The 23,045-nt window shown below is 46.4% G+C and carries 23 protein-coding genes (1 of these 23 running past the window's edge); 14 read left to right on the top strand and 9 right to left on the bottom strand.

Features of this window, described 5'->3' with window-relative positions; all coding sequences use genetic code 11:
* Positions 1–309, bottom strand: the 5' portion of a protein-coding gene (locus tag ACX1C1_RS06730) for an HD-GYP domain-containing protein (RefSeq protein WP_458956349.1). The gene continues 771 nt to the left of window position 1, outside the view; 309 of the gene's 1,080 nt are visible here — the first part of the coding sequence; its start codon is at positions 307–309; the stop codon falls past the left edge of the window.
* Positions 310–361: 52 nt separating this feature from the next.
* The gene (gene gyrA, locus ACX1C1_RS06735; protein WP_458956350.1) at positions 362–2,842 is read right to left on the bottom strand and encodes a DNA gyrase subunit A; all 2,481 of its coding nucleotides are present in this window, start codon (positions 2,840–2,842) and stop codon (positions 362–364) included.
* A 282-nt stretch (positions 2,843–3,124) separates the two neighbouring features.
* Between gyrA and ACX1C1_RS06740 the strand changes: the two genes are divergently transcribed.
* The gene (locus ACX1C1_RS06740; protein ID WP_458956351.1) at positions 3,125–3,889 is read left to right on the top strand and encodes a YheC/YheD family protein; all 765 of its coding nucleotides are present in this window, start codon (positions 3,125–3,127) and stop codon (positions 3,887–3,889) included.
* A 47-nt stretch (positions 3,890–3,936) separates the two neighbouring features.
* Here the strand turns inward: ACX1C1_RS06740 and gyrB are convergent, their stop codons facing one another.
* The 6 genes from gyrB to dnaA all read right to left on the bottom strand — a co-directional run bounded on the left by gyrB (position 3,937) and on the right by dnaA (position 10,225).
* Complete coding sequence (gene gyrB, locus ACX1C1_RS06745) at positions 3,937–5,844, bottom strand: DNA topoisomerase (ATP-hydrolyzing) subunit B (protein WP_458956352.1); 1,908 nt, start codon at positions 5,842–5,844, stop codon at positions 3,937–3,939.
* Between the two features lie 38 nt (positions 5,845–5,882).
* Positions 5,883–6,134 (bottom strand): extracellular matrix regulator RemB, encoded by a 252-nt coding sequence (gene remB / locus ACX1C1_RS06750; protein ID WP_087572529.1) that lies wholly within the window; start codon positions 6,132–6,134, stop codon positions 5,883–5,885.
* 29 nt (positions 6,135–6,163) lie between these two features.
* Positions 6,164–7,273 (bottom strand): DNA replication/repair protein RecF, encoded by a 1,110-nt coding sequence (gene recF, locus ACX1C1_RS06755; RefSeq protein ID WP_458956353.1) that lies wholly within the window; start codon positions 7,271–7,273, stop codon positions 6,164–6,166.
* 24 nt (positions 7,274–7,297) lie between these two features.
* Positions 7,298–7,513, bottom strand: a complete 216-nt coding sequence (gene yaaA, locus ACX1C1_RS06760; protein WP_458956354.1) for a S4 domain-containing protein YaaA — start codon at positions 7,511–7,513, stop codon at positions 7,298–7,300.
* Positions 7,514–7,543: 30 nt separating this feature from the next.
* A complete protein-coding gene (dnaN, locus tag ACX1C1_RS06765) occupies positions 7,544–8,680 on the bottom strand; it encodes a DNA polymerase III subunit beta (RefSeq protein ID WP_458956355.1) in 1,137 nt (378 codons plus the stop codon).
* Between the two features lie 192 nt (positions 8,681–8,872).
* Positions 8,873–10,225 carry a chromosomal replication initiator protein DnaA gene (gene dnaA, locus ACX1C1_RS06770; protein WP_458956356.1) on the bottom strand — a complete coding sequence of 451 codons (1,353 nt, stop codon included), beginning with the start codon at positions 10,223–10,225 and terminating at the stop codon, positions 8,873–8,875.
* Between the two features lie 569 nt (positions 10,226–10,794).
* On the opposite strand from dnaA, the gene rpmH reads away from it, so the two are divergent.
* From rpmH to ACX1C1_RS06830, 12 genes are all read left to right on the top strand, one after another.
* Complete coding sequence (gene rpmH, locus ACX1C1_RS06775; RefSeq protein WP_087572533.1) at positions 10,795–10,929, top strand: 50S ribosomal protein L34; 135 nt, start codon at positions 10,795–10,797, stop codon at positions 10,927–10,929.
* A 111-nt stretch (positions 10,930–11,040) separates the two neighbouring features.
* Positions 11,041–11,382 (top strand): ribonuclease P protein component, encoded by a 342-nt coding sequence (rnpA, locus tag ACX1C1_RS06780; protein WP_458956357.1) that lies wholly within the window; start codon positions 11,041–11,043, stop codon positions 11,380–11,382.
* Between the two features lie 216 nt (positions 11,383–11,598).
* Positions 11,599–12,378, top strand: a complete 780-nt coding sequence (locus ACX1C1_RS06785) for a YidC/Oxa1 family membrane protein insertase (protein ID WP_458956358.1) — start codon at positions 11,599–11,601, stop codon at positions 12,376–12,378.
* On the top strand, positions 12,375–13,001 hold the full coding sequence (gene jag, locus ACX1C1_RS06790) for an RNA-binding cell elongation regulator Jag/EloR (RefSeq protein ID WP_458956359.1): 627 nt from the start codon (positions 12,375–12,377) through the stop codon (positions 12,999–13,001). The genes ACX1C1_RS06785 and jag overlap by 4 nt, the downstream gene beginning before the upstream one ends.
* A 102-nt stretch (positions 13,002–13,103) precedes the next feature.
* A complete protein-coding gene (gene mnmE / locus ACX1C1_RS06795; RefSeq protein ID WP_458956360.1) occupies positions 13,104–14,483 on the top strand; it encodes a tRNA uridine-5-carboxymethylaminomethyl(34) synthesis GTPase MnmE in 1,380 nt (459 codons plus the stop codon).
* Between the two features lie 13 nt (positions 14,484–14,496).
* On the top strand, positions 14,497–16,386 hold the full coding sequence (mnmG, locus tag ACX1C1_RS06800) for a tRNA uridine-5-carboxymethylaminomethyl(34) synthesis enzyme MnmG (RefSeq protein ID WP_458957610.1): 1,890 nt from the start codon (positions 14,497–14,499) through the stop codon (positions 16,384–16,386).
* Positions 16,387–17,112, top strand: a complete 726-nt coding sequence (gene rsmG, locus ACX1C1_RS06805; protein ID WP_458956361.1) for a 16S rRNA (guanine(527)-N(7))-methyltransferase RsmG — start codon at positions 16,387–16,389, stop codon at positions 17,110–17,112.
* A 241-nt stretch (positions 17,113–17,353) separates the two neighbouring features.
* Positions 17,354–18,172 (top strand): nucleoid occlusion protein, encoded by an 819-nt coding sequence (gene noc, locus ACX1C1_RS06810; RefSeq protein ID WP_458956362.1) that lies wholly within the window; start codon positions 17,354–17,356, stop codon positions 18,170–18,172.
* Between the two features lie 282 nt (positions 18,173–18,454).
* The gene (locus ACX1C1_RS06815; protein ID WP_458956363.1) at positions 18,455–19,228 is read left to right on the top strand and encodes a ParA family protein; all 774 of its coding nucleotides are present in this window, start codon (positions 18,455–18,457) and stop codon (positions 19,226–19,228) included.
* The gene (locus tag ACX1C1_RS06820; RefSeq protein ID WP_458956364.1) at positions 19,209–20,063 is read left to right on the top strand and encodes a ParB/RepB/Spo0J family partition protein; all 855 of its coding nucleotides are present in this window, start codon (positions 19,209–19,211) and stop codon (positions 20,061–20,063) included. The genes ACX1C1_RS06815 and ACX1C1_RS06820 overlap by 20 nt, the downstream gene beginning before the upstream one ends.
* Before the next feature lie 222 nt (positions 20,064–20,285).
* Positions 20,286–21,458, top strand: a complete 1,173-nt coding sequence (locus ACX1C1_RS06825) for an aminotransferase class V-fold PLP-dependent enzyme (protein ID WP_458956365.1) — start codon at positions 20,286–20,288, stop codon at positions 21,456–21,458.
* A gap of 14 nt (positions 21,459–21,472) precedes the next feature.
* Entirely contained in the window at positions 21,473–21,958 is a 486-nt protein-coding gene (locus tag ACX1C1_RS06830) for a DUF4446 family protein (RefSeq protein WP_458956366.1), read from the top strand.
* 7 nt (positions 21,959–21,965) lie between these two features.
* Here ACX1C1_RS06830 and yyaC read toward each other — a convergent pair whose 3' ends face one another.
* A complete protein-coding gene (gene yyaC / locus ACX1C1_RS06835; RefSeq protein WP_458956367.1) occupies positions 21,966–22,574 on the bottom strand; it encodes a spore protease YyaC in 609 nt (202 codons plus the stop codon).
* Positions 22,575–22,731: 157 nt separating this feature from the next.
* On the opposite strand from yyaC, the gene ACX1C1_RS06840 reads away from it, so the two are divergent.
* Positions 22,732–22,971, top strand: coding sequence for a DUF3343 domain-containing protein (locus ACX1C1_RS06840; RefSeq protein ID WP_458956368.1), 240 nt, complete (start codon positions 22,732–22,734; stop codon positions 22,969–22,971).
* Positions 22,972–23,045 lie beyond the last annotated feature (74 nt).

Raw genomic sequence — 23,045 nt, forward strand, 5'->3', positions numbered from 1 at the left:
TACATAATTGTTGAAGAGTGTCCGGGTCACTTCGATCATTTTTTCGTAATCTGTCTGGAATGGAGTCAAAGGTTGCGAATTGGACGTAACGGTTGGTGCAGGTTGTCCTTCTGCCGGCTTAGTCTCGCCGCTATCAACGACAACTGTTGGCACCATAAACGCTTGAAGGATCTCCAGCTCTTTTCCTGTGATGATCTTCCCTCTTTGTAACAATACGCCGCCAAGCGAGGTGAGAACATCTTCCCCGATCTTGTCGCCCGGCTTTAGCTGTGCAACCGCTACTGTGACCATATCTGTTCCTTCCTCCATGAAATACCGCTTACTTACTATATCGGATCGAGATGTCTGCAATTCAATCCCTTTATTCGGAATCCGTACCTTCCGTCTCTTGATCATCCTCAGATACTGTCGCTTCTTCTTCGTTACGTGCAACACGCGTAACTGTAGCGACTGTATCATCCTCACGTGTATTGATCAGCTTGACGCCTTGCGTATTCCGTCCCATTGTGGAGATTCCCTCCATACTGGTGCGGATCATGGTGCCGAGCGCCGTCATAATCATCAAATCCTCATCGTTCTCAACGACTTTAAGGGAGACGATTGGACCGTTCTTGTCCGTAACGTTAAGTGTTTTGATTCCTTTACCGCCGCGGTTCTGGATACGATATTCGCCGACCGGCGTACGTTTGCCATAACCCTTGGACGTAACGATAAGCACATCCTTGTCCGGTACAACAACATCCATATCGATTACGGCATCGTCATCGTCAAGGCCTATCCCCTTAACGCCAGTTGCCGAACGCCCCATCGAACGAACATCATCCTCGGAGAAGCGAATCGACATGCCTTGTGCGGTACCCATAATAATCTCTTGGTTACCGTCCGTCAGCTTCACGCCGATCAAGTCGTCATCTTCGCGCAAGGAAATCGCAATCAGACCAACCTTACGGATATTGATGTAATCATCCAGCGGCGTCTTCTTGACTACTCCTTGTCTTGTCGCAAAGAACAGATAATGATCCGCATCGAATGCCTGCACCGGAATAACGGCGTTGACCGTCTCGCCCTGCTCAATCTGAATCAGGTTGATAATCGGTGTTCCACGTGCCGTGCGGCTCAAGTCTGGAATTTCATAGGCTTTGAGCTTATACACCTTTCCTTTGTTCGTGAAGAACAGCAGGAAGTGATGCGTGTTGGATACGAAGAGATGCTCGACGAAGTCGTTTTCTTTCGTGTCCATGCCTACTACACCTTTGCCTCCGCGCTTTTGACTCCGATACGTCGTTACCGGCAGACGTTTAATATAGCCGGAATGCGTAATCGAAATAATAACGTCTTCGCGTGGGATAAGATCCTCATCCAGAATCTCTTCGTCGCTCGCCGTAATTTCAGTACGGCGCTCGTCGCCGAATCGCTCCTTAATTTCGTTCAGCTCTGTGCTGATGATATCAAGGACAAGCTGCTCATCCGCGAGAATTGCCTTATATTCGGCTATCTTCGCAAGCAGCTCGGCATATTCAGCCTCGATCTTATCACGTTCCAGTCCTGTCAGACGCTGCAGGCGCATATCCAGAATCGCTTGCGCTTGCTCAAGACTAAGTTGGAATCGATTGATCAAGCCTTCACGCGCTTCATCCGTTGTACGAGATGCGCGAATCAGCGCAATAACTTCGTCGAGGTTATCAAGAGCAATACGAAGTCCTTCCAGAATATGTGCACGCGCCTCGGCCTTTTTAAGGTCATATTCAGTACGGCGGCGGATTACTTCGATCTGGTGCTGCAAATAGTGATATAACATATCGCGCAGGTTGAGCGTCTTCGGCTCCCCATTGACCAAAGCGAGCATGTTGATACCGAAGTTAGACTGTAGCTGTGTATGCTTGTATAGATTATTAAGGATGACGCTCGGATTCACGTCGCGACGAAGCTCGATGACTACCCTCATCCCGTTGCGGTCGGATTCGTCACGCAGATCCGTAATTCCTTCGATCTTCTTCTCACGTACGAGCTCTGCGATCTTCTCTACAAGTCTAGCCTTAATCACCTGGTACGGAAGCTCGTGTACGATAATTCGCGCCTTGCCGTTATTCTCTTCAATCGTCGCACGCGCGCGCATCGTAACAGAGCCACGACCGGTCAAATACGCTTGACGAATGCCCGAAAGTCCCATTACATAAGCTGCTGTTGGGAAATCCGGTCCCTTCACATACTCCATTAATTCAATCGGCGTAATGTCCGGGTTGCGAATTAGTGCTTGTGCGCCATCGATAACCTCGTTCAAGTTATGTGGCGGTATATTCGTCGCCATACCGACTGCGATGCCTGTAACCCCGTTTACTAGCAGGTTGGGGAAACGTGATGGCAATACGACAGGCTCATGCTCTTCACCATCATAGTTGGGCGCAAAGTCGATCGTTTCTTTGTTGATATCACGAAGGAGCTCCATCGCCATCTTGGATAAGCGCGCTTCTGTATAACGCATGGCTGCCGCCATATCACCGTCGATCGAACCGAAGTTGCCGTGTCCGTCTACCAGCATATATCGCATGGAGAAATCCTGCGCCATCCGGACCATGGATTCATAGACCGCCGAATCACCGTGCGGATGGTACTTGCCGATAACTTCCCCTACAATTCTCGCCGACTTCTTATGTGGCTTGTCCGGTGACATGCCGAGCTCCGACATCGCGAACAAAATACGACGATGCACCGGCTTAAGTCCATCCCGCACATCTGGCAACGCGCGGCTGACGATAATACTCATCGCATAGTCCATAAAGGAATCGCGCATCTCTGTTCCGATATCGCGGTCTGTCACTGACATTCGTTGTTCTTCCGCCATGCTTTACCTCCCTGACGTCATCTATCTGGTCAATCTTGAACCATTTTCATTCCCGCATAGGTCTTATCCTATTACTTTCACAAAACCGTCTTGTGTAAACATTGCTAGTCTCTTTAGGGAGCTGTGGGTGGGTGAAAGTCTCTACTCACATATTCACAATACTCCGTGAAAAATAGGCCGATATTCAAGCTCCGAATACAAAATCCGGACATAGATTAAATAGACCCAACTTTTATTATACCATTCAAACCAAAGTCTGTCTTGTAGAAAGAGGTGAATCCCTTGGCGATTCAACGCGTCAGGAGTAAGTGGACCAAAACAAAAGTGCTGCTGCGCTCCTCTGAGATGCATGAATATATTCCGCAAACAAAACAGTTCAACCGCGAATCGCTTCAGAGCATGCTGCAAAGCTACGGAATGGTCTATGTCAAGCCGATTAGCGGTACTTACGGCAATGGTGTAATTCGTGTCGAGCGTGATAGAGAAAGCGGCGGTTATCGATACCAAATCGAAACCAAGGAACGGTCTTTCCCTACCATGGATGCTCTGTATCACTCTCTTCAGGCATATGCCAGCCGCAAAGGATACATCGTGCAGAAGGGTATCCACCTGCTTAAGCATAAGAGCAGGCGATTTGATCTGCGCGTCATGGTACAGAAAAATTTAAGCAACCGCTGGGAAACATCCGGGATTATCGGAAGGCTCGCCCACCCGCACAAAATCATTACCAACTACCATAGCGGCGGTACGTTGATGGCAATCGAGCAATTGATGTCTAGCCATCTAACCTCCACCGAGGTAGGCGCTCTCAAGAACAAGCTCCGGCAGGTCGGCGTCATGACTGCCAAACAGCTGTCCACCACCTATCCTGGACTTAAGGAGCTCGGCATCGACATCGCGATAGACACGAAGTTCCATCCTTGGATTCTGGAAGTGAATACAAAGCCTCATCCCTATATCTTTAACAAATTAGCCGATAAATCGATGCACCGCAAAGTCACTCGATATGCGGCAGCATATGGCGGCATCAAACGAAAAGGGAATTAAGGTTATCTCTATAACACAACAGCCGCCCCGATATGGGCGGCTGTACTTTATATGTCCAGATTCGCGTATCTGGCGTATTTCTGAATAAAATCGCGGCGTGGTTCGACATTATCACCCATAAGCGTATCGAAGATTGTATCGGCTTCAATCGCATCCTGGATAGACACCTGTAGCATCGAGCGGCTCTCGGGGTCCATTGTTGTCTCCCATAGCTGAGTAGCATCCATCTCTCCAAGACCTTTGTACCGCTGGATGTTTACTTTCACGCCTTCGCCGAATTCGGCCAGGATCGAGTCGCGTTCCTTCTCCGTCAGCGCGTAACGAACAACTTTGTTACGCTCAATCTTGAAGAGCGGCGGCTGCGCGATATAGATATAACCGGCCTCGATAATCTCTCGCATGTAGCGATAGAAGAACGTCAGCAACAGCGTCCGAATATGTGCGCCATCGACATCGGCATCCGTCATAATAATGATCTTGTGATAACGAGCCTTCGCAATATCGAAGTCATCGCTTATACCGGTGCCGAGCGCTGTAATAATCGCCCGAATCTCTGCGTTGCCAAGAATACGGTCGAGACGTGCTTTCTCTACGTTCAAGATCTTACCGCGCAGCGGCAGGATCGCCTGGAAGTGACGATCGCGACCTTGCTTGGCGGAGCCGCCGGCAGAATCACCTTCGACGATGTACAGCTCGCTGATCGCTGCGTCCTTGGACGAGCAATCCGCCAGCTTGCCAGGCAGGGACCCTACTTCAAGCGCACTCTTGCGTCGAGTTAGCTCACGAGCCTTGCGCGCAGCTTCGCGTGCTCGGGCTGCTTGCAGACCTTTCTCCACGATTCTGCGAGACACACCTGGATTCTCATCAAGGAACTCTTGGAATTTCTCTGCAAAAAACGATTCGACGATACCACGAACCTCGCTATTGCCAAGCTTCGTCTTGGTTTGACCTTCGAATTGCGGTTCCGGAATTTTGACGGAAATAATCGCCGTCAACCCTTCACGCACGTCGTCGCCGGAGAAGTTGGAATCATTGTCCTTGATCAAGTTCATCTTGCGCGCATAATCGTTGATGATCCGCGTGAGCGCGCTCTTGAAACCGGACTCATGGGTTCCACCCTCATGGGTGTTGATGTTATTGGCAAAGGAATAAATATTCTCGGTATAGCTATCGTTGTATTGCAGCGCTACTTCTACCTGGATATGATCCTTGGAACCTTCCACATAGATCGGTGTTTCGTGCAGCGCTTCGCGATTGCGATTCAGGAACTTTACGAATTCGTTGAGTCCTCCGTCGTATTTGAACGAATTCGATACGCCGGTACGTTCGTCGGTCAACGTAATTTCGATCCCTTTGTTCAAGAAAGCCAGCTCACGAATACGAGACTGAAGCGTCTCATAGTCATAGACTGTTGTATCCGTAAAGATCTCAGGATCCGGCTGGAACGTTACCGTCGTTCCTGTCTCCTGGGACTCGCCAATGATCTTGATATCGTACTGCGGCACACCTCGGCGGTACTCCTGTTGATAGAGATTGCCATGAAGCTTAACCTGTACGATAACCGATTCGGACAAAGCATTAACAACCGATACACCTACACCATGCAGACCGCCCGATACTTTGTACCCTTCGCCGCCGAACTTGCCGCCGGCATGCAGAACAGTCATGACGACTTCGAGCGTCGACTTCTGCAGCTTTGCGTTCATGCCAACCGGAATTCCGCGTCCATTATCGACAACGGTAATGCTATTATTCTCATGAACGATAACATCGATTTTGTCGCAATAGCCGGCAAGTGCTTCGTCGATACTGTTATCGACAACCTCCCATACGAGATGGTGAAGTCCTTTAGCGCTCGTTGAGCCGATATACATCCCCGGACGTTTGCGAACGGCCTCTAAACCTTCGAGTACCTGTATCTGACTCTCGTCATACGTATGTTGCTCCAAAGACATGCAAGCTCACTGCTCCTCTCGACTGCTCTTCCTGTTCGTTATCCATTCGCCGCAAAATGATGCGCTCGTTTCTTAAGCGTCGAGGATGAAATGGGCGAATAATAAATTTTTTTCTTCGTGACGACGATGGACTTCGGCTCTTCTTCACCGATCGTTTCGACATCTTTGCGCTTATGAGCGCCTGCTACGAATTGTTTGGACAGCTTGGAGGATTGCTCGATGGATATATCAAAGATCGCTACTAGCTCTACGGCTCTAATAATCTTCTCTCCGCCCAGATGGATGTACATCGTTCATCCCGCCTCTCTACTCCGCCTGTTTACACGGTGACTCTGCCTTCGCGCACATAATAGATACCGGCATCATGGAGCTTGCTCGTGTTGACGCTCTCCAGGCCGGTCGTCGTAATAAAGGTTTGTACCTTGCTTTGAAATGTTTCGATAAGCTGTGTTTGCCTATTCTGATCAAGCTCTGACAACACGTCATCGAGCAAGAGTAGCGGATACTCGCCAATCTCCTCGTGTATAAGCTCGATCTCGGCCAGCTTCAGTGATAAGGCTGTCGTACGCTGCTGTCCTTGCGAACCGAAAACTTGTGCTTCCTTACCGTTGATAAAGAAAGCCAAGTCATCGCGATGAGGGCCTGCTAGCGTGACGCCTCTCCGAATCTCCTGATCTTTCACTTGTGATAACTTTAACATAAATTGATCAAATAAAACAGGTTCATCTTGCGCTGCGTCTGTGTCAAAGGATGGCCGGTATTCGATCGTAAGCTGCTCAGCGCCGTTCGTGATGCCTGCATGGATCTGTTCCGCGTACATTTGCAATTTATGTATAAAGTGTTTCCTTTTTTTCATGATTTTAACACCGTGCTCTGCAAGCTGCATGTTCCATATTTCCATCATCGTTGCATTAAAGCTGCCTGGACCTACACCTTTGAGGTAATTATTGCGTTGCTGGAGCACTTTCCCGTATTGCTGGAGCGTATATAGATAACCGGGCTGCACCTGTCCGATCTCCATATCGAGGAATCGGCGGCGCACGCCCGGCGTGCCTTTTACTATCTCAAGATCCTCAGGCGCGAACATCACGACATTAACCGATCCGATAAAATCGCTCAGCTTGCGTTGTTCGAGCCCGTTAATCTTAGCTTTCTTACCTTGTGAGGAGAATAGCAGATCCAGCGTAATACTGCCGTAACGTTTGTCCACCGCTCCTGCAATTCTTGCTGAATCCCCTTGCCATCCAATGAGTTCTTTATCCTTTGACGTTCGATGCGATTTGGTTAAGGCTAGGACAAAGATCGCTTCCAGCAAATTCGTTTTCCCTTGGGCGTTCGGTCCGAGGAAGACATTGACCTTGTTTGGCGTCTCCAGAACAAGATCCGCGTAATTCCGGTAATTGTGTAATTCAATATTGGTCAAAAACACATTCCGTTCCTCCCGGTCATCCGCCTACTCACGCGTCACTACAAATCGGCCGGAGCCTTCAACTTCCACCTTATCGCCTGGATATAGCTTGCGTCCTCTGCGGTTATCCACTTCGCCGTTAATGTGGATAACTGTCTCCTGTAAGAAAAATTTTGCTTGTCCACCTGTGGATATACAATCCGCCAGCTTTAGAAACTTGCCAAGCTCAATATATTCGGTCCGAATGGATATTTCCTTCATCCTGCGTTCTCCTCTCGAGCCGATAGGGCTCTAACCTGTTGTACGATATGGCAAAATGACGTACATGCTGTACGGATGATCCATCGGTCTGACGATAATTGGACGCATTGCGCCAGTAAAGCCGATGAATAGCTTTTCACTGTCGATTACCTTGAGCACGTCGAGCATATATTTGGAGTTGAAAGCAATGCGGAGCGGTTCACCTGTCATTTTCTCCGGGACAATCTCCTCTGTCACGCGTCCGAGATCCGTTGAACTGGATGAAATTTCGATTGTTCCGTCGTCTAGTGTAGTCAGACGGACGATATTGGTTTTCTCTTCACGCGACATGAGGTAGGCGCGGTCGATCGCGTCCATCACGTTTTTGGTATCAAGAACGAGTTCTGTTTCGAACACTTGCGGAATAATCTTGGAGGTGTCCGGGTAAGTCCCATCCAGGATTCGTGTGTAGAAAAGAATATTGTCGACTTTAAACAGCACTTGATTGTCGGCTACAACTACATCGACAAGAGTGTTCTGGTCGGGGATAAGACGGGACAGTTCATTTAGCGTCTTGGCCGCAATAACGATATTGTTGAACGATAGGTCGGATTCGACTTTTGTTGTTCGGCTTGCCAGACGATGACGGTCTGTCGCGACAAATTTCAACTCGCTGTTATTCAGATTCCAGAGTACACCTGTCAGAATCGGCGTTTGCTCACTTGTCGAAGCGGCAAGTATAGTCTGGCGAATCATAGATTTAATCAAATCTCCTGGAATTTGAAGCACATCATTTTGTTCGATGGATGGCAGCACCGGGAATTCTTCGGGATCTAAACCAACCATCTGGATTTCTGTCGAACCGGAGCGAATAATCGTTTGGTAGTTGGTGCTTACATCGATAACTACTTGGTCCGAAGGCAGTTTCTTAACGATTTCGACAAAAAATTTGGCAGGGAGAACGACGCTGCCTGGTTTGTCGACTTGTGCAACGATTGTATCTCCTTGTTCTACGGAGATAAAACTTTGAATAGATATATCAGTATCACTTGCGGTTAGCGTTACGAATTGATGATTGACGTCGAATTTGATCCCTCCGAGAATCGGAATCGCCGGTCTGGCGGATACCGCTTTGGCGACTTGTTGAATCGCGTCATTAAGTTCGTTTTTGGAGATCGTGAGTTTCATTTGGTCACCTGTTTCTACAAGATTTGAGGGCGTTAGCCCTGAAACGACGAAGTCGTTAATATAGGTATTATTTTAAAAGATTTTTAGTAGTCGTAGTAGTAGGGGCACTGAATATGTGGATAACCCTATAAAACGCTGATAAAGCAAGCCTATCCACATGTGTATAGCGTGTGCATAGGCTTGCTTGGTTGTTCACATTTGATTTTTGACTTTTTCCGTCAAATTCTGAATGATCTTGTACAGCTCCTGATCGATCTTAAGCTGCTGCGTAATTTTCTCGTGGGCGTGTATGACGGTCGTATGATCCCGACCTCCAAATGCTTCGCCGATCTTCGGTAGCGAGTAGTCGGTCAGCTCCCGCGATAGATACATGGCGATCTGTCTTGGATATGCGACAGCCTTCGTCCGTTTGCGCGCTTTAAATTCCTCGAGGCGCAGTCCGTAGAATTCACCAACCTTGGTCTGAATATCCTGGATGGTGATCATACGAGGACGGCTGGACGGAATGATATCCTTCAAAGCTTCAGCTGCCAGATGCGACGTGATATCTGCATTGATGAGCGAAGAGTAGGCGACAACACGGATAAGAGCGCCTTCAAGTTCGCGGATATTTGTATCGATCTGATTGGCGATGTAGTTCATGGCTTCATTCGGAATATCAAGATTCTCGGCTTTCGCTTTCTTGCGAAGAATGGCGATACGAGTCTCCAAATCAGGCGCTTGGATATCCGTTATGAGACCCCACTCAAACCTGGATCTCAACCGATCCTCTAAAGTCGGAATTTCTTTGGGCGGTCGATCGCTGGATATGATGATCTGTTTGCGTTCTTCATGCAAGGCATTAAATGTGTGGAAAAATTCTTCCTGTGTTTGTTCTTTGCCTGCGAGGAACTGAATATCGTCAATTAGCAGCACATCGATGTTGCGGTATTTGGTCCGGAAGCTCTCGCCTTGGCTGTCTCGTATGGCATTAATGAATTCATTGGTAAATTTCTCAGAAGAAATATAGAGAACCCTGGTATTAGGGTTATGATCCATAATGTAATGGCCAATCGCATGCATCAAGTGGGTTTTGCCGAGTCCGACGCCGCCATATAAGAATAGTGGGTTATAGGCTTTGGCAGGCGCTTCGGCTACAGCAAGCGATGCTGCATGTGCAAATCGGTTGTTCGCGCCGATTACGAACGTATCAAACGTATACTTGGGGTTAAGCATATGGGTATGCGGCTCGTCAGACGACACATGGTGCTGTACCTGCTTAGGCGGGAATACAATGCTCTGTTCAGGTGTTTTGTTCTCCTCAATGGAGAAACGAACGTCGATTTGTTTTCCGAGGAATTCGTACAACGTCGACCTGATCAGCTTCGTATATCGCCCTTCCAGCCATTCTGCGGCAAACGTGGTTGGTGCGGTCACTTCAAGTATGGAATCATCGACGAAAGAAGCCTTGGTCGCCTTGAACCAGGTGTCAAAGCTCGGCTTGCTTAGTTTCGTTTGGATGATTGACAATACTTGTTGCCATAAATCGTAAGTATGGCTGTCCACAGACTGTCACTCCTTATCTTCTATCGCCGTGAGGCGCGGCCACGCGGAAACTTGTCGAATACCTATCTTCTTGCACGAAAATATCCACATTATGACGGATACTTGAGAATCGAGTTATAAATAGGGGATAATTTTGTTCACAATGTTATCCACAGCCTGTTAATAATTATGTGCGAAGTGGATGCTCATCCACAACGAAAACATAACCATCATAGCAAAAGATACCTTATATTTCAACGGATTCTCTTGGATTATCCACATTCCCAAGGGCTTGTGTATAAAAGTTATCTACAACACTAGATATTGTTTATATCTTGTTAAGATTTCGACAAAGTTCGATTTCCAAGATAAAAATCTGTCCACATGTTATTAGTTTTCGTCGATGAAGCCTGATTCATGCATTTATCCACAACCCAGAAACGAACAAGATTGGCAACAACGTACCTAGGGGTCGAACATTGACTTTTACCAGCTGGCGTGGTTTAATAATAAAAGTGTAATTTTGTAATGAGTGGGCAACGTCATGCCCTATGTTTGGATCCACACGTACTATAGGAGGTGCAGCATAAATGAGACCTACATTTAAACCGAATGTAAGCAAACGTGCGAAAGTGCATGGCTTCCGCAAGCGCATGAGCACGAAGAATGGTCGTAAAGTTTTGGCGGCTCGTCGTCAAAAAGGAAGAAAAGTACTGAGCGCGTAAGCAGAAGACCACGTCCGGTGGTCTTTTTTTTGTTCAAAATTGGGCTGCATACACTGTATGCCTGCGAAGTAATGATTAAGTTTAAGTACGAAAAGGAACGGTGGTTAATCCGTGCGTAGGAAATTACGTCTTCGCAGTCGCGAAGATTTTAATCGGATCTATCGAGGCGGCAAGTCGTTTGCGAATGGCCAGTTTGTAGTTTATTGGTCTAAGCAGAGGATCGCAGATCCGTTCCGGCTAGGCGTATCGGCCAGCAAGAAAATCGGCAATGCTGTCGTCCGTAATCGGATGCGACGTATGGTGAAGGAAATTGTGCGCCATATGGAGGGTCGAATTGTTCCTGGGACAGACTTTATCTTGATCGTCAGGAAGCCGGCGACTGCCATGAAGTTGAAAGAGATGGAGCGCAGCGTAGGACATGTTCTCAAAAAGGCTGGTTTATTGAAGCAATAGTTTCGAAATCTGATGAAACAATGCTTTATAATCCGGTCTATTTGCGTAACGATGTGAGCATGAAAACGCATGAGTGTGAAGCTGCATGTATTCAACTTAATGAAAGCGCGATATTTTGCCTTTTGGCATGTCTGGCGATTGTTTCTTTGTGTAATAAATTATGGTATAGTCTAACTTGGAATAGAACTATGCAGAAGCTCTCAGAGAGGAGATTTAATGTTGTTTCGGAATACAAATCGAAAATGGCTGATCGTGGTTGGCCTCGTCATGATGATGGCGCTCCTTGCAGGTTGTGCTCCTGCCGATCACACGATGGACACGCCCGACTTGCTTAAGGGTAACTTCTGGGAGAAAAACGTCGTTTATTATTTCGCCATTACGCTTGATGCGTTTGCCGATTGGTTCGGCGGTTCCTATGTGCTGGCGATTTTGCTACTAACGATTATCGTGAGGACGCTAATCTTGCCGCTGACGCTGAAGCAATACCGCAGCTCCAAGGCGATGCAAGCGCTCCAACCACAAATGGCGGAAATTAAGAAGAAATATAAGGACAACCCGCAGAAGCAGCAAGAAGAGACGATGAAGCTGTTCCAGTCCAATGGGGTTAACCCGATGGCAGGCTGCTTGCCGCTGATCGTTCAGATGCCGGTATTTATCGCGCTATATAATGCGATCTATTGGAATCAGGATATTCGGACGGAGACGTTATTCGGATTTGGACTTGGGGAGCCAAGCCCATGGTACTTCTTGCCGGTGCTAGCTGCCATCACAACGTTTGTTCAATCGAAGATGATGCAGAAGCAACAAACGCAGCAAATGCCGGGTATGGGCATGATTATGACGATTTTCCCTGTTCTGATCTTCGTCATGTCGATGTCGTTCCCAGCCGCACTGCCTTTGTACTGGGTGTTCAGTAACACGTATACAATCGTTCAAAACTATTTCCTGTACGTACGTTCATCTGACAAGGGTAAGAAGGAGGTCCTTGCAAAGTGAAGAAAATCTTAGCATCAGGCAAGACGATAGACGATGCTGTACGTAATGGATTGACACAATGGCAAGTCACGGAAGACCGCGTTAAAATTGTCGTGCTTGAGCAGCCTTCTAAAGGGTTGTTCGGATTGTTTGGTGTCAAAGAAGCGAAGGTGGAGCTGGAGTTAGTTCCGGATCCGCTTGAGGAAGCTGAGCAGTTTCTTCTTGATGTCGCGCGAACAATGGGACTTTCAGCTAAGATCGATCGCAAGCAAACGAAAGAAGGTTTCTATCTGTCCGTATCGGGCAGCGGGGACCTAGGCATGCTGATTGGACGCCGTGGAGGCACGCTCGATGCGTTGCAATACCTGGTTAATATTGTGGCCAACCGTTATTCAGACAGTCATCTTCGTATCGTCCTTGATGCAGAGGATTTTCGCGAGCGACGCCGCAAGACGTTGGAGGAGCTCTCCGATCGTCTTGCTGGACGAGTCATACGCACGAGAAAGGAAGTTGTTCTCGAGCCAATGTCGCCGCACGAACGCAAGGTGATCCATTCGCAGCTTCAGAACCATCCTAAGGTGAGGACGTTTAGTAAAGGCGACGAGCCGAACCGGCGCGTTGTCATTGCACTTAGGCAAGGATGAAGCTACTCAACCATACCGATATAACCGATTCGCAGCAATGGCTTCCAAGGTCATTGCTGTTTTTCCATTTTGCGCAAGACTCATGAAGAGGTGTTGATTGGCATGATTCACGATACGATTGCCGCGATTTCTACTGCTGTCGGAGAGGGTGGCATCGCGATCATCCGGGTTAGCGGACCGGAAGCTATTAATGGTATATCAAGAATATTCGATTCCCGTATAAGTCTAAATGACGCCGATTCGCATACGGTGCATTACGGACATATTAAGGACCCGTCAACGGGGGAACAAGTAGAAGAGGTACTGGTTACGCTGATGCGTGGACCTCGCTCCTTCACGGCGGAGGATGTTGTCGAGATTAATGCGCACGGCGGTGTCATTGCAGTCAAAAAGGTATTGGATATTGTTCTGCTACAGAAAGATATTCGTACCGCTGAGCCAGGTGAGTTTACGAAGAGAGCCTTTCTAAACGGTCGTATCGATCTGATGCAAGCGGAGGCTGTCATTGACCTTATTCGCTCCAAGTCGGACCGAGCTTTTTCGGTTGCGCGCAAGCAGGCGGAAGGGGTATTGTCGAAACGAATAAAGGCGCTGCGCCAGACGGTGATTGAATTGCTCGCTCATATTGAGGTGAACATCGATTATCCCGAGCATGATGTCGAAGCTATGACTAGTGCATATATTCGCGAACAATGTCAGCTTGCAATCGGAGAGATCGAAAAGCTGCTAAAAACGGCTAATGAAGGCAAAATTTTGCGCGAAGGTATTGTGACTGCAATTGTAGGCAGACCTAATGTTGGCAAATCGTCGCTTATGAATGTGCTGACACAAGAGAATAAAGCGATTGTTACCGATATTCCAGGTACAACGCGAGATGTAATCGAGCAGTTTGTGTCGCTTAACGGTATACCTCTGCGATTGCTTGATACTGCGGGCATTAGGGAAACAAATGACGTGGTTGAGCGTATTGGAGTGGAGAGATCCCGTGATGCGCTTCAGGATGCGGATTTGATTCTGTTTGTGCTTAATTACAACGAACCACTGCAGGATGACGATCGACAACTGTTAAAGCAACTCCAGGGACGTTCGATCATTGTTATTATTAACAAAACTGATTTGCCGGGCAACCTAGAGATGGATGAGGTTGAGCATTATGTCGCTGCGGATCGAATCGTGCGGATGTCCGTCCTAGAGGAACGTGGTCTTGATGGATTAGAATCGACAATTAGCGAGATGTTTTTCGAGGGTCAGCTTGAGGCTAATGATCTGACATATGTCAGCAATGTTCGACATATATCGCTCCTTAAGCGTGCCAAAGGATCGCTCGAAGATGCGATTGAGGCGACTTATTCGGGCATTCCGATTGATGTGATACAGATTGATGCAAGACTCGCTTGGGAATCGCTTGGCGAAATATTGGGTGATGAAGCAGGCGATTCGTTGATTGATCAAATTTTTTCTCAGTTTTGTCTTGGAAAGTAGGAGGGATTACATGATGAGATATGTGGCAGGTGAATTTGATGTTATCGTCATTGGTGCTGGTCATGCGGGCTGCGAATCTGCGCTTGCATCTGCGAGAATGGGCTGTGACACACTGCTATTGACGATAAATTTGGATATGGTGGCGTTTATGCCGTGTAATCCATCCATTGGCGGACCGGCTAAAGGCCATGTTGTTCGCGAAATTGATGCATTAGGCGGCGAGATGGGACGTAATATCGACAAAACATTTATACAAATGAGAATGCTCAACACGGGCAAGGGACCTGCTGTACATGCGCTGCGCGCACAAGCCGACAAATTTTCCTATCAACATCTGATGAAAAAAACGATCGAAGAAACGCCGAATTTGACGCTTCGTCAAGGAATGGCCGAAGAGCTCATTGTCGAAGATGGCAAATGCGTGGGGATCTTGACGAAGACTGGCGCGGAATATAGAGCGAAGGCTATTGTCGTCACGACAGGGACCTATCTTCGCGGCAAAATCATTATGGGTGAGCTGATGTATGAGAGCGGCCCTAACAACCAGCAGCCGTCCATACGGTTGTCTGCGAGTCTGAAGGAGCATGGACTGGAGTTGATCCGTTTCAAGACGGGTACGCCGCCGCGTGTTCATAAGGATACAATTGATTTCTCCAAGACGGAAATACAACCTGGCGACGAGAAACCGAAGTTTTTCTCACATGAGACAGAGTCCTCGGATAACGAACAATTGCCTTGTTGGCTGACTTATACGTCTGAAGAAACGCATAAGATCATCAATGACAATTTGCATCGCGCTCCGATGTTCTCTGGTGCAATAGAGGGGACTGGACCGCGTTACTGTCCTTCTATCGAAGACAAGATCGTTCGTTTCGCAGATAAACCTAAGCATCAAATTTTCTTAGAGCCTGAAGGCAAACATACTTCGGAGTACTACGTACAAGGTTTGTCGACGAGCATGCCAGAAGATGTACAATTAGGAATTTTACGTTCAATTCCAGGATTGGAAAAAGTTGAGATGATGCGTAACGGTTATGCGATAGAGTATGACGCGGTTATCCCCACTCAACTGTGGCCTTCCTTGGAGACAAAAGTAATCGATGGGTTATTCACAGCTGGACAAATTAACGGGACATCCGGTTATGAGGAAGCTGCAGGACAAGGGATTATAGCAGGCATTAATGCCGCTCGTAAGGTGCAAGGGAAGGAAGCTGTTATCATTGGACGTGAACAGGGCTATATTGGTGTAATGATCGATGACCTGGTGACGAAAGGGACCAATGACCCTTACCGCTTGCTTACTTCGCGGGCCGAATACCGTTTATTGCTCCGTCATGATAATGCCGACTTACGGTTAACGCCGCTCGGGCATGAGATTGGACTGATAACGGAGGAGCGTTACGGCAAGTTTCTGAAGAAGAAAGAACTTGTTGAGCTAGAAGTCGAACGTTTGCGTACAACGAAAGTGAAGCCAGAAGAGATGAATGGGATGTTGGAATCGGCTGGCTCTGCACCTCTGTCGCAAGGCGGAGATTCGTTATCGTTGCTTCGTCGGCCTGAGGTGACATATGCGCATTTGGAAAGTGTGCTTCCGAGCCCTTATGAATTAACGGACGAAATGAAGGAGCAAGTCGAAATTCAGATTAAGTATGCAGGTTATATTGAGAAACAACTGCTGCAAGTTGAACGATTAAACAAAATGGAGAAAAAGCGGATCCCGGATGATATTGATTATGCGGATGTTCGCAGCTTGGCCTCTGAGGCGAAACAAAAGCTTAGTGTCATTCGTCCATTATCGATTGGTCAAGCATCTCGGATTGCTGGTGTCACACCTGCGGACATCTCTATCCTGCTCGTATACCTGGAGCATTATAATCGCGTAACCGCGGCAAGAAGGTCTTAAATGGATAATGCGGATAAATGGTTGGTTAATCAATTAGGGGAGAGAGGGATAACGCTCTCTTCCTTGCAGCTAGATCAGTTCAAAGCTTATTTTGAAATGTTGGTCGATTGGAATGAACGTATGAATCTTACAGGCATCACTGAAGAACGCGCTGTATATGAAAAACATTTTTATGATTCTGTTTCACTTTGCTTTTTTGTTGATATGCAAGAAATAAGAAGTATCGCGGATATTGGATCTGGAGCGGGATTTCCTAGTATTCCCCTTAAGATTTGTTATCCTCATTTAAAGGTAGTTATCGTAGATTCGTTAAACAAACGGATTTCTTTTCTTAAAGCACTCGTTGAACGTTTAGGCCTGTCAGATGTAGAATGTGTACATGGTAGGGCTGAAGATATTGCTAGGTTGCCGCAATACCGCGATCAATTTGATCTAGCAACAGCCAGAGCGGTAGCTAGACTAAATGTGCTGAATGAATTTTGTTTACCCTTTGTTCGTCCTGGGGGCAAGTTTGCTGCGATGAAAGGTTCCCAGTCGTCAGAAGAAATGAAAGAAGCTTCGTTTAGCTTGAAAGAGTTAAAGGGCAAGCTAATGGGTGAATATGGCATGACGTTACCGAATGAAGGGTCTGAGCGACATATTGTGGTTATTGAAAAAACAAGCGCCACACCGCGTCAATATCCCCGCAAAGCAGGGACACCTTTAAAGCAGCCTTTACTAAAGTAAATAATAAGTACAAGCAGATTCATATTTGTACAATGTTTCACGTGAAACATTAACATAATTTCTGGAGTGGATAAGTTCGTCACAACTTGTCCACTCTTTTTACTTAGGTCAGTACCTGTCAAGCAGGACTTCCGAGGAATGTGGTCGAATTTATAGAGTGAAGGTTAGAATACTCTCAGATGTCTGGGAAGTCTACTGCGTGAGCGAGTAGATTTATCACATGATCGGGTGGTAGTCATCGATGAAGGAACAATTTTCGCGCCTGTTCGGTCTATCAGAACAGCGTTCGTCACTAGAAGAAGTGAAACAACTGCCAATTCATGAAATTGATACAAGCCCATTTCAACCGCGGACGTTATTTGATGACGACCGAATTGAAGAGCTTTGTCAAACAATCAAAACACATGGCGTGATCCAGCCTATCGTCGTTCGAGTGCGCAATAATAGATATGAAATTATTGCTGGCGAACGCCGTTGGCGTGCGGTTACGAAGCTGGGCTATGAGACGATTCCAGCTATCGTCCGTGAATTCAATGATTCTCAAACGGCGTCTATTGCTTTGATCGAAAACTTGCAAAGAGAGAACTTAACTGCAATTGAAGAAGCCGTCGCGTATCAAAAGTTGATCGAGTTACATCAACTGACGCAAGAAAGTTTGGCTCAACGTTTAGGGAAGAGTCAATCCACGATCGCGAATAAGCTCCGGTTATTAATGTTACCTGAGACTGTCAAGGGCGCACTTATGGAACGGAAAATATCTGAGAGACACGCTCGTGCGCTATTGTCGCTTGAATCAGAGGAGCTTCAACTTAAAGTTTTGGAAGAAATCATAACCAAAGACATGAATGTGAAGCAAACGGAAGTTCGAATCGCATTTCTGAATGAGTCTAATAAAAACAAAAAAGCTAAACGGATTTCCTTTACCAAGGATGTTCGGCTTGCATTGAATACGATTCGACAGTCCATTGAAATGGTGTCTGGGTCAGGTCTTAAAATCAAAACGAATGAAAAAGATCATGAAGATCATTATGAAATTGTGATTCATATTCCAAAACGTTAATGATCTCTATGAATCACATTATATTTCTATCATGATTCCTCCAAATGGTTTCGACTGTGGTATAATAGAGCCAATTGCTAACGTATTCCCCCGCTTACATGTATCTGCTCCCTAAGCTTTTGATGCATGATCCTTTTTAGTTGGAATTCTGTTAAATGTTGAGGCCCGTGTAGCGTGCTACACGGGCTTATAATTGAATGAAAAACCATTGTTTATGCCGCCTTCTGAGAGAGGGCGGCGATGCCATTTGTATCAAAGTTTCACACATGAGGTGAATAGAAATTGTCGAAGATAATCGCGATTGCCAACCAGAAGGGCGGAGTCGGCAAAACAACGACTTCCGTTAACTTAGCTGCATGTCTCGCGTCGCTGGGGAAAAAGGTGCTACTTGTTGATATCGATCCACAAGGCAATACAACAAGTGGACTTGGTATTAACAAAGCAGATGTAGCCAACTGTATTTATGATGTGCTGATCAATGAAGTACATCCGAAAGACGCAATGGTCTCAACAAACGTGCCAGGATTGACTGTGATTCCAGCAACGATTCAATTAGCTGGAGCAGAGATTGAATTAGTTCCTACCATTTCTCGCGAACTTCGTTTGAAGAAGTCGCTACATATGGTCAAACACGAATTCGATTATGTGCTTATTGATTGCCCGCCATCCCTTGGGATCCTTACGATTAACTCGCTAACTGCAGCGGATTCGGTTTTAATTCCAATTCAGTGCGAGTATTATGCGCTTGAGGGCTTAAGCCAATTATTGAATACGGTACGTCTTGTTCAGAAACATCTCAATACGACCTTGCAAATCGAAGGCGTGTTGTTAACGATGTTGGATGCACGGACAAATCTTGGTATTCAAGTAATAGAAGAAGTGAAAAAGTACTTCCAACAAAAGGTATACCAAACGATTATTCCGCGAAATGTGAGATTGAGCGAAGCGCCATCTCATGGTCAAGCGATTATTACCTACGATCCGAGATCCAAAGGTGCAGAAGTTTATCTTGAACTTGCGAAGGAAGTGGTCTCATATGAGCAAGCGGCTAGGTAGAGGTCTGGATGCGCTAATCCCGTCTCTTTCCGTCAGTGACGATGATAAAGTAGTTGAGATTTCGCTGACACAGCTTCGCCCGAATCCGTATCAACCACGTAAAACTTTCGATGAAGAATCAATTAAAGAACTCGCAGAGTCCATCAAGCAACACGGTGTTATTCAGCCTATTATTGTTCGATCAGTATTAAAAGGGTATGAAATTATTGCCGGTGAACGTCGATTCCGAGCTTCTCAATACTGTGGCAATACGACGGTTCCAGCAGTTGTACGCAACTTTAGTGATCAACAGGTTATGGAAATTGCGTTAATTGAGAATTTGCAGCGTGAGGACTTGAATGCGATAGAAATCGCAATTGCATATCAGGCATTAATGGATAAGTTTAAACTAACGCAAGAAGAGCTCAGTCTTAAGGTTGGTAAGTCTCGGTCACACATAGCAAATTTTGTTAGGCTACTAAGTTTGCCTACTGAAATCAAAGATTATGTTTCACGTGGAACAATTTCGATGGGACATGCAAGAGCATTGGCCGGCATAAAAGATGTAGAAGTACAGAAACAAATCGTTGATCAAGTAGTAGCTGCTGAGTGGAGTGTTCGAGAACTTGAGGATGCTATCCAAAAGATGGATCACAAGGGAAAAGAGCAGCCTGAAAAAGGACAGAAGCAAAAGAAACGAGATCCGTACATTGAGCATCTTGAAGAATCGCTGCGAGAACGTTTCAAAACAACAGTAAAAATAAAGCAACAAAAAGATAAGGGTAAAATCGAATTGCAATACTACAATAAACAAGATCTGGAACGGTTGCTGGAGCTGTTACAGCAACTCGCGTAGATCGCATGAATAATGGCATATCTAAGTTGTAATCTTTCTAGCGAAGGATTAAACTAAGGTATGCCATTACTGGTTTGTAAATCGATAAATATTAACTACATATGTAATAAGAAAAGGTTCTGGAGTTATATTTGCGCAAGCTCAGAATTGTCATTTCAATATAAGCGAATAAAAATTTGTGAGTGAAATATGGAATATGAGTTGAAGGTAGGGTGTAGGCATATGGACGCGGAGCACAAAAAAACAATTTATTTGGATCATGCGGCAACGTCGTATCCCAAAGCGCCTGGTGTCGTTGAAGCAGTGGTGGATGCGATAGTTAAACATGGCGCTAATCCGGGACGGGGTAGTCATGCTATGGCCGTACGGGCAAGCCGAATTCTATTTGATGCGAGAAAGTCATTAGCTAAGCTTTTTGGCATTCGCAACCCCAATGATATCGCATTTGCCGCTAATACGACCATGGCTCTTAATATGGCGATTAAAGGGTACGTGAGGGCTGGAGATCATGTCATTACCACTTCTGTGGAACATAATTCCGTGAGAAGGCCGATATACCATCTAGCGCAAGTGCATGGAGTAGAAGTGACCTTCTTGCAATCAGACGAAAAGGGAAATATACAATTAAAAGAGCTGGAAGAAGCCATTCGCTCGAACACTACATTGATCATTGCGAATCATAGCTCCAATCTACTTGGAACGATATTGCCAATTGGTGAGATCGGGGAGATAGCGCGTAAACATGGCGTTAAGCTGCTGGTGGACGGGGCTCAAAGTGCAGGTATATTGCCGTTAGATGTAAAGGCTCTAGGAATTGATATGCTGGCCTTTCCGGGGCACAAGGGGCTGCTGGGTCCGCAAGGGACAGGCGGGCTTTATATCGCGCCTGAGGTGGATCTGGAACCGTTAATGCAAGGGGGGACTGGAAGCCAATCGGAATCTCCGAGTCAGCCGCTCGTCAGGCCGGATCGATATGAAGCAGGGACACAGAATACACCCGGGATTGCTGGTCTTAAAGTCGGGGTGGATTATGTGTTGAATGAGACGGTTCAGAAGATCCATACTAAGGAATGGACATTAAGTCAGCGATTAATGGAGGGACTACTATCGTTGCCAAATATTCATGTATTAGGTCCATCATTAGGTGAGGATCGAACGGGAATTGTAGCTTTTCGGGTAAATGGGATTGACCCATCGGAGTTGTCGTTTGTACTGGATCAACACTTCGGAATAGCCGTTCGAGCAGGGTTCCATTGCTCACCGTCAGCGCATGAGATCGCAGGGACTTCCGATACAGGAGCTGTTCGGGCAAGTGTAGGAGCATTTACAACAGAAGGGGAAGTAGACGCTCTTCTTATGGCAATGAAAGACATCAAGAAGCAATACGGGATGTGAGGGAAGAGGCTATTATGGATGATCAAATGATGTTGAATGTGTTTTATTTGATATGCTCAGGACTTGTTGTTCTGGTCATTGCCTTATTTGTATGGATGCTGGTGCTTGGAGCAAAGCTAAAAAAACTTAGGAAACAATATGTCGCCGTCATGGGGAACACGGGAATAACCAATATCGAAGAAGTTGTCATCGAAGTGAAGGACCAACTGGCAGGACAAAAGGAACAAGCGGAGAAGCTGACTGAACGAGTGGGAATGATAGAAGCAGAATTGCCTCAGATGAAAGGGAAAGTTGGGATCATCAGATATAATGCTTTCTCGGATGGTGGCAGCGATCTCAGCTTCTCCCTTGCGATTGTGAATGCGGACAATGATGGAGCTGTATTCTCGGGATTGCATAGCAGAGATAATACTTACGTATATGCTAAACCTCTGCAAAAGGGCCAATCAACTTATCCATTGACACCTGAAGAGAAACAAGCGATTCTATCAGCGAAGTAAATGGGGATTAAGAGAGATCGGCGGCAGCTGTTTGATCTCTTGTCGATGAAGCTACATGAACATACCCCGTAATGGCGGACATCAGGCTAGATGCAATAACTTCGGACATCCGAATAACTAAGTGGAGTCTTGTATTCTGCAGAACGAAATATTCCATGAATCCTCCAACATTGACGATTCCGGTGACATGAATATCGCCCACAGGCGGAAGCTCCTTATTTACACCAGCACCTGGTTTGACGGGACCTTGACCAATCTGGATACAGCCAACGCTGGACACTTGACCGAGACATGCATCAATACCGATGACGAATGGCTTGTCGTACTTACGGTTGATTTCCAGTAGGGTATCCTCCAAATTCATGGCATGGACAGGGTCTTCGAGCGTACCATACAAATGAAAGTGGGGACTACGATACTTTAACAGTGCGGTCCCAATTAGAGGGCCAAGCGCATCGCCAGTAGATCGGTCCGTACCAATACAGACGATTACGATGGGGCGATTCGACGATTGTTCCTCAAGAAGTCCAGTTAGCCGATGAACAAGCATGCCTGTGATGTTGGCATTGGTATACGGCACTTTGAACGGCGCGTCTTTCATAAATGGAAGCTTCATAGAATCCCTCCAATAGGTAATATGTTACTAGTATATGGATGGGACAACCATTTTATACGCATATTAAAGGGTGGATTGGAAATAAACACATCGAGGTTGTACGGCATCGTAAGGCTCAAAATCTTTATAGATGCCGCTAGGGGAAACGGGAGGGCTTATGATGCTAATTGCATTTGATTCCACACAGCAGGCATTAAGAGCAGAAATGCTTCTGGAATATGCAGATATCGAGATCGATATATGTCCAACACCTAAAGAAATAACAGCCGGTTGCGCATTGTCGATCCATTTTCCCGAGGAAGAGCTTGTTCAGGTTAAAGAGATAATCATACAAGAACAAGTAGAAATAAGAGGGATTTTCGAACCTGATGGAGAAGGGTATCGACAAGTAGAATGATTAAATAGAAATCATTGTATGAGAGATGCCGGTCAGAAGTGAATGAGGATGAAGATGATTACAGGTGGCTGCTT

This window comes from Paenibacillus sp. strain BS8-2, from assembly GCF_054483835.1.

Bases quoted from the DNA above. Each gene is read 5' to 3' on its own strand.
- yyaC (WP_458956367.1), bottom strand. From the start codon at position 22,574: ATGAAGCTTCCATTTATGAAAGACGCGCCGTTCAAAGTGCCGTATACC.
- rsmG (WP_458956361.1), top strand. From the start codon at position 16,387: ATGGATAATGCGGATAAATGGTTGGTTAATCAATTAGGGGAGAGAGGG.
- ACX1C1_RS06830 (WP_458956366.1), top strand. From the start codon at position 21,473: ATGGATGATCAAATGATGTTGAATGTGTTTTATTTGATATGCTCAGGA.
- mnmG (WP_458957610.1), top strand. From the start codon at position 14,497: ATGAGATATGTGGCAGGTGAATTTGATGTTATCGTCATTGGTGCTGGT.
- gyrA (WP_458956350.1), bottom strand. From the start codon at position 2,842: ATGGCGGAAGAACAACGAATGTCAGTGACAGACCGCGATATCGGAACA.
- ACX1C1_RS06825 (WP_458956365.1), top strand. From the start codon at position 20,286: ATGGACGCGGAGCACAAAAAAACAATTTATTTGGATCATGCGGCAACG.
- noc (WP_458956362.1), top strand. From the start codon at position 17,354: ATGAAGGAACAATTTTCGCGCCTGTTCGGTCTATCAGAACAGCGTTCG.
- ACX1C1_RS06820 (WP_458956364.1), top strand. From the start codon at position 19,209: ATGAGCAAGCGGCTAGGTAGAGGTCTGGATGCGCTAATCCCGTCTCTT.
- ACX1C1_RS06840 (WP_458956368.1), top strand. From the start codon at position 22,732: ATGATGCTAATTGCATTTGATTCCACACAGCAGGCATTAAGAGCAGAA.
- mnmE (WP_458956360.1), top strand. From the start codon at position 13,104: ATGATTCACGATACGATTGCCGCGATTTCTACTGCTGTCGGAGAGGGT.
- remB (WP_087572529.1), bottom strand. From the start codon at position 6,134: ATGTACATCCATCTGGGCGGAGAGAAGATTATTAGAGCCGTAGAGCTA.
- rpmH (WP_087572533.1), top strand. From the start codon at position 10,795: ATGAGACCTACATTTAAACCGAATGTAAGCAAACGTGCGAAAGTGCAT.
- yaaA (WP_458956354.1), bottom strand. From the start codon at position 7,513: ATGAAGGAAATATCCATTCGGACCGAATATATTGAGCTTGGCAAGTTT.
- ACX1C1_RS06785 (WP_458956358.1), top strand. From the start codon at position 11,599: ATGTTGTTTCGGAATACAAATCGAAAATGGCTGATCGTGGTTGGCCTC.
- gyrB (WP_458956352.1), bottom strand. From the start codon at position 5,844: ATGTCTTTGGAGCAACATACGTATGACGAGAGTCAGATACAGGTACTC.
- dnaN (WP_458956355.1), bottom strand. From the start codon at position 8,680: ATGAAACTCACGATCTCCAAAAACGAACTTAATGACGCGATTCAACAA.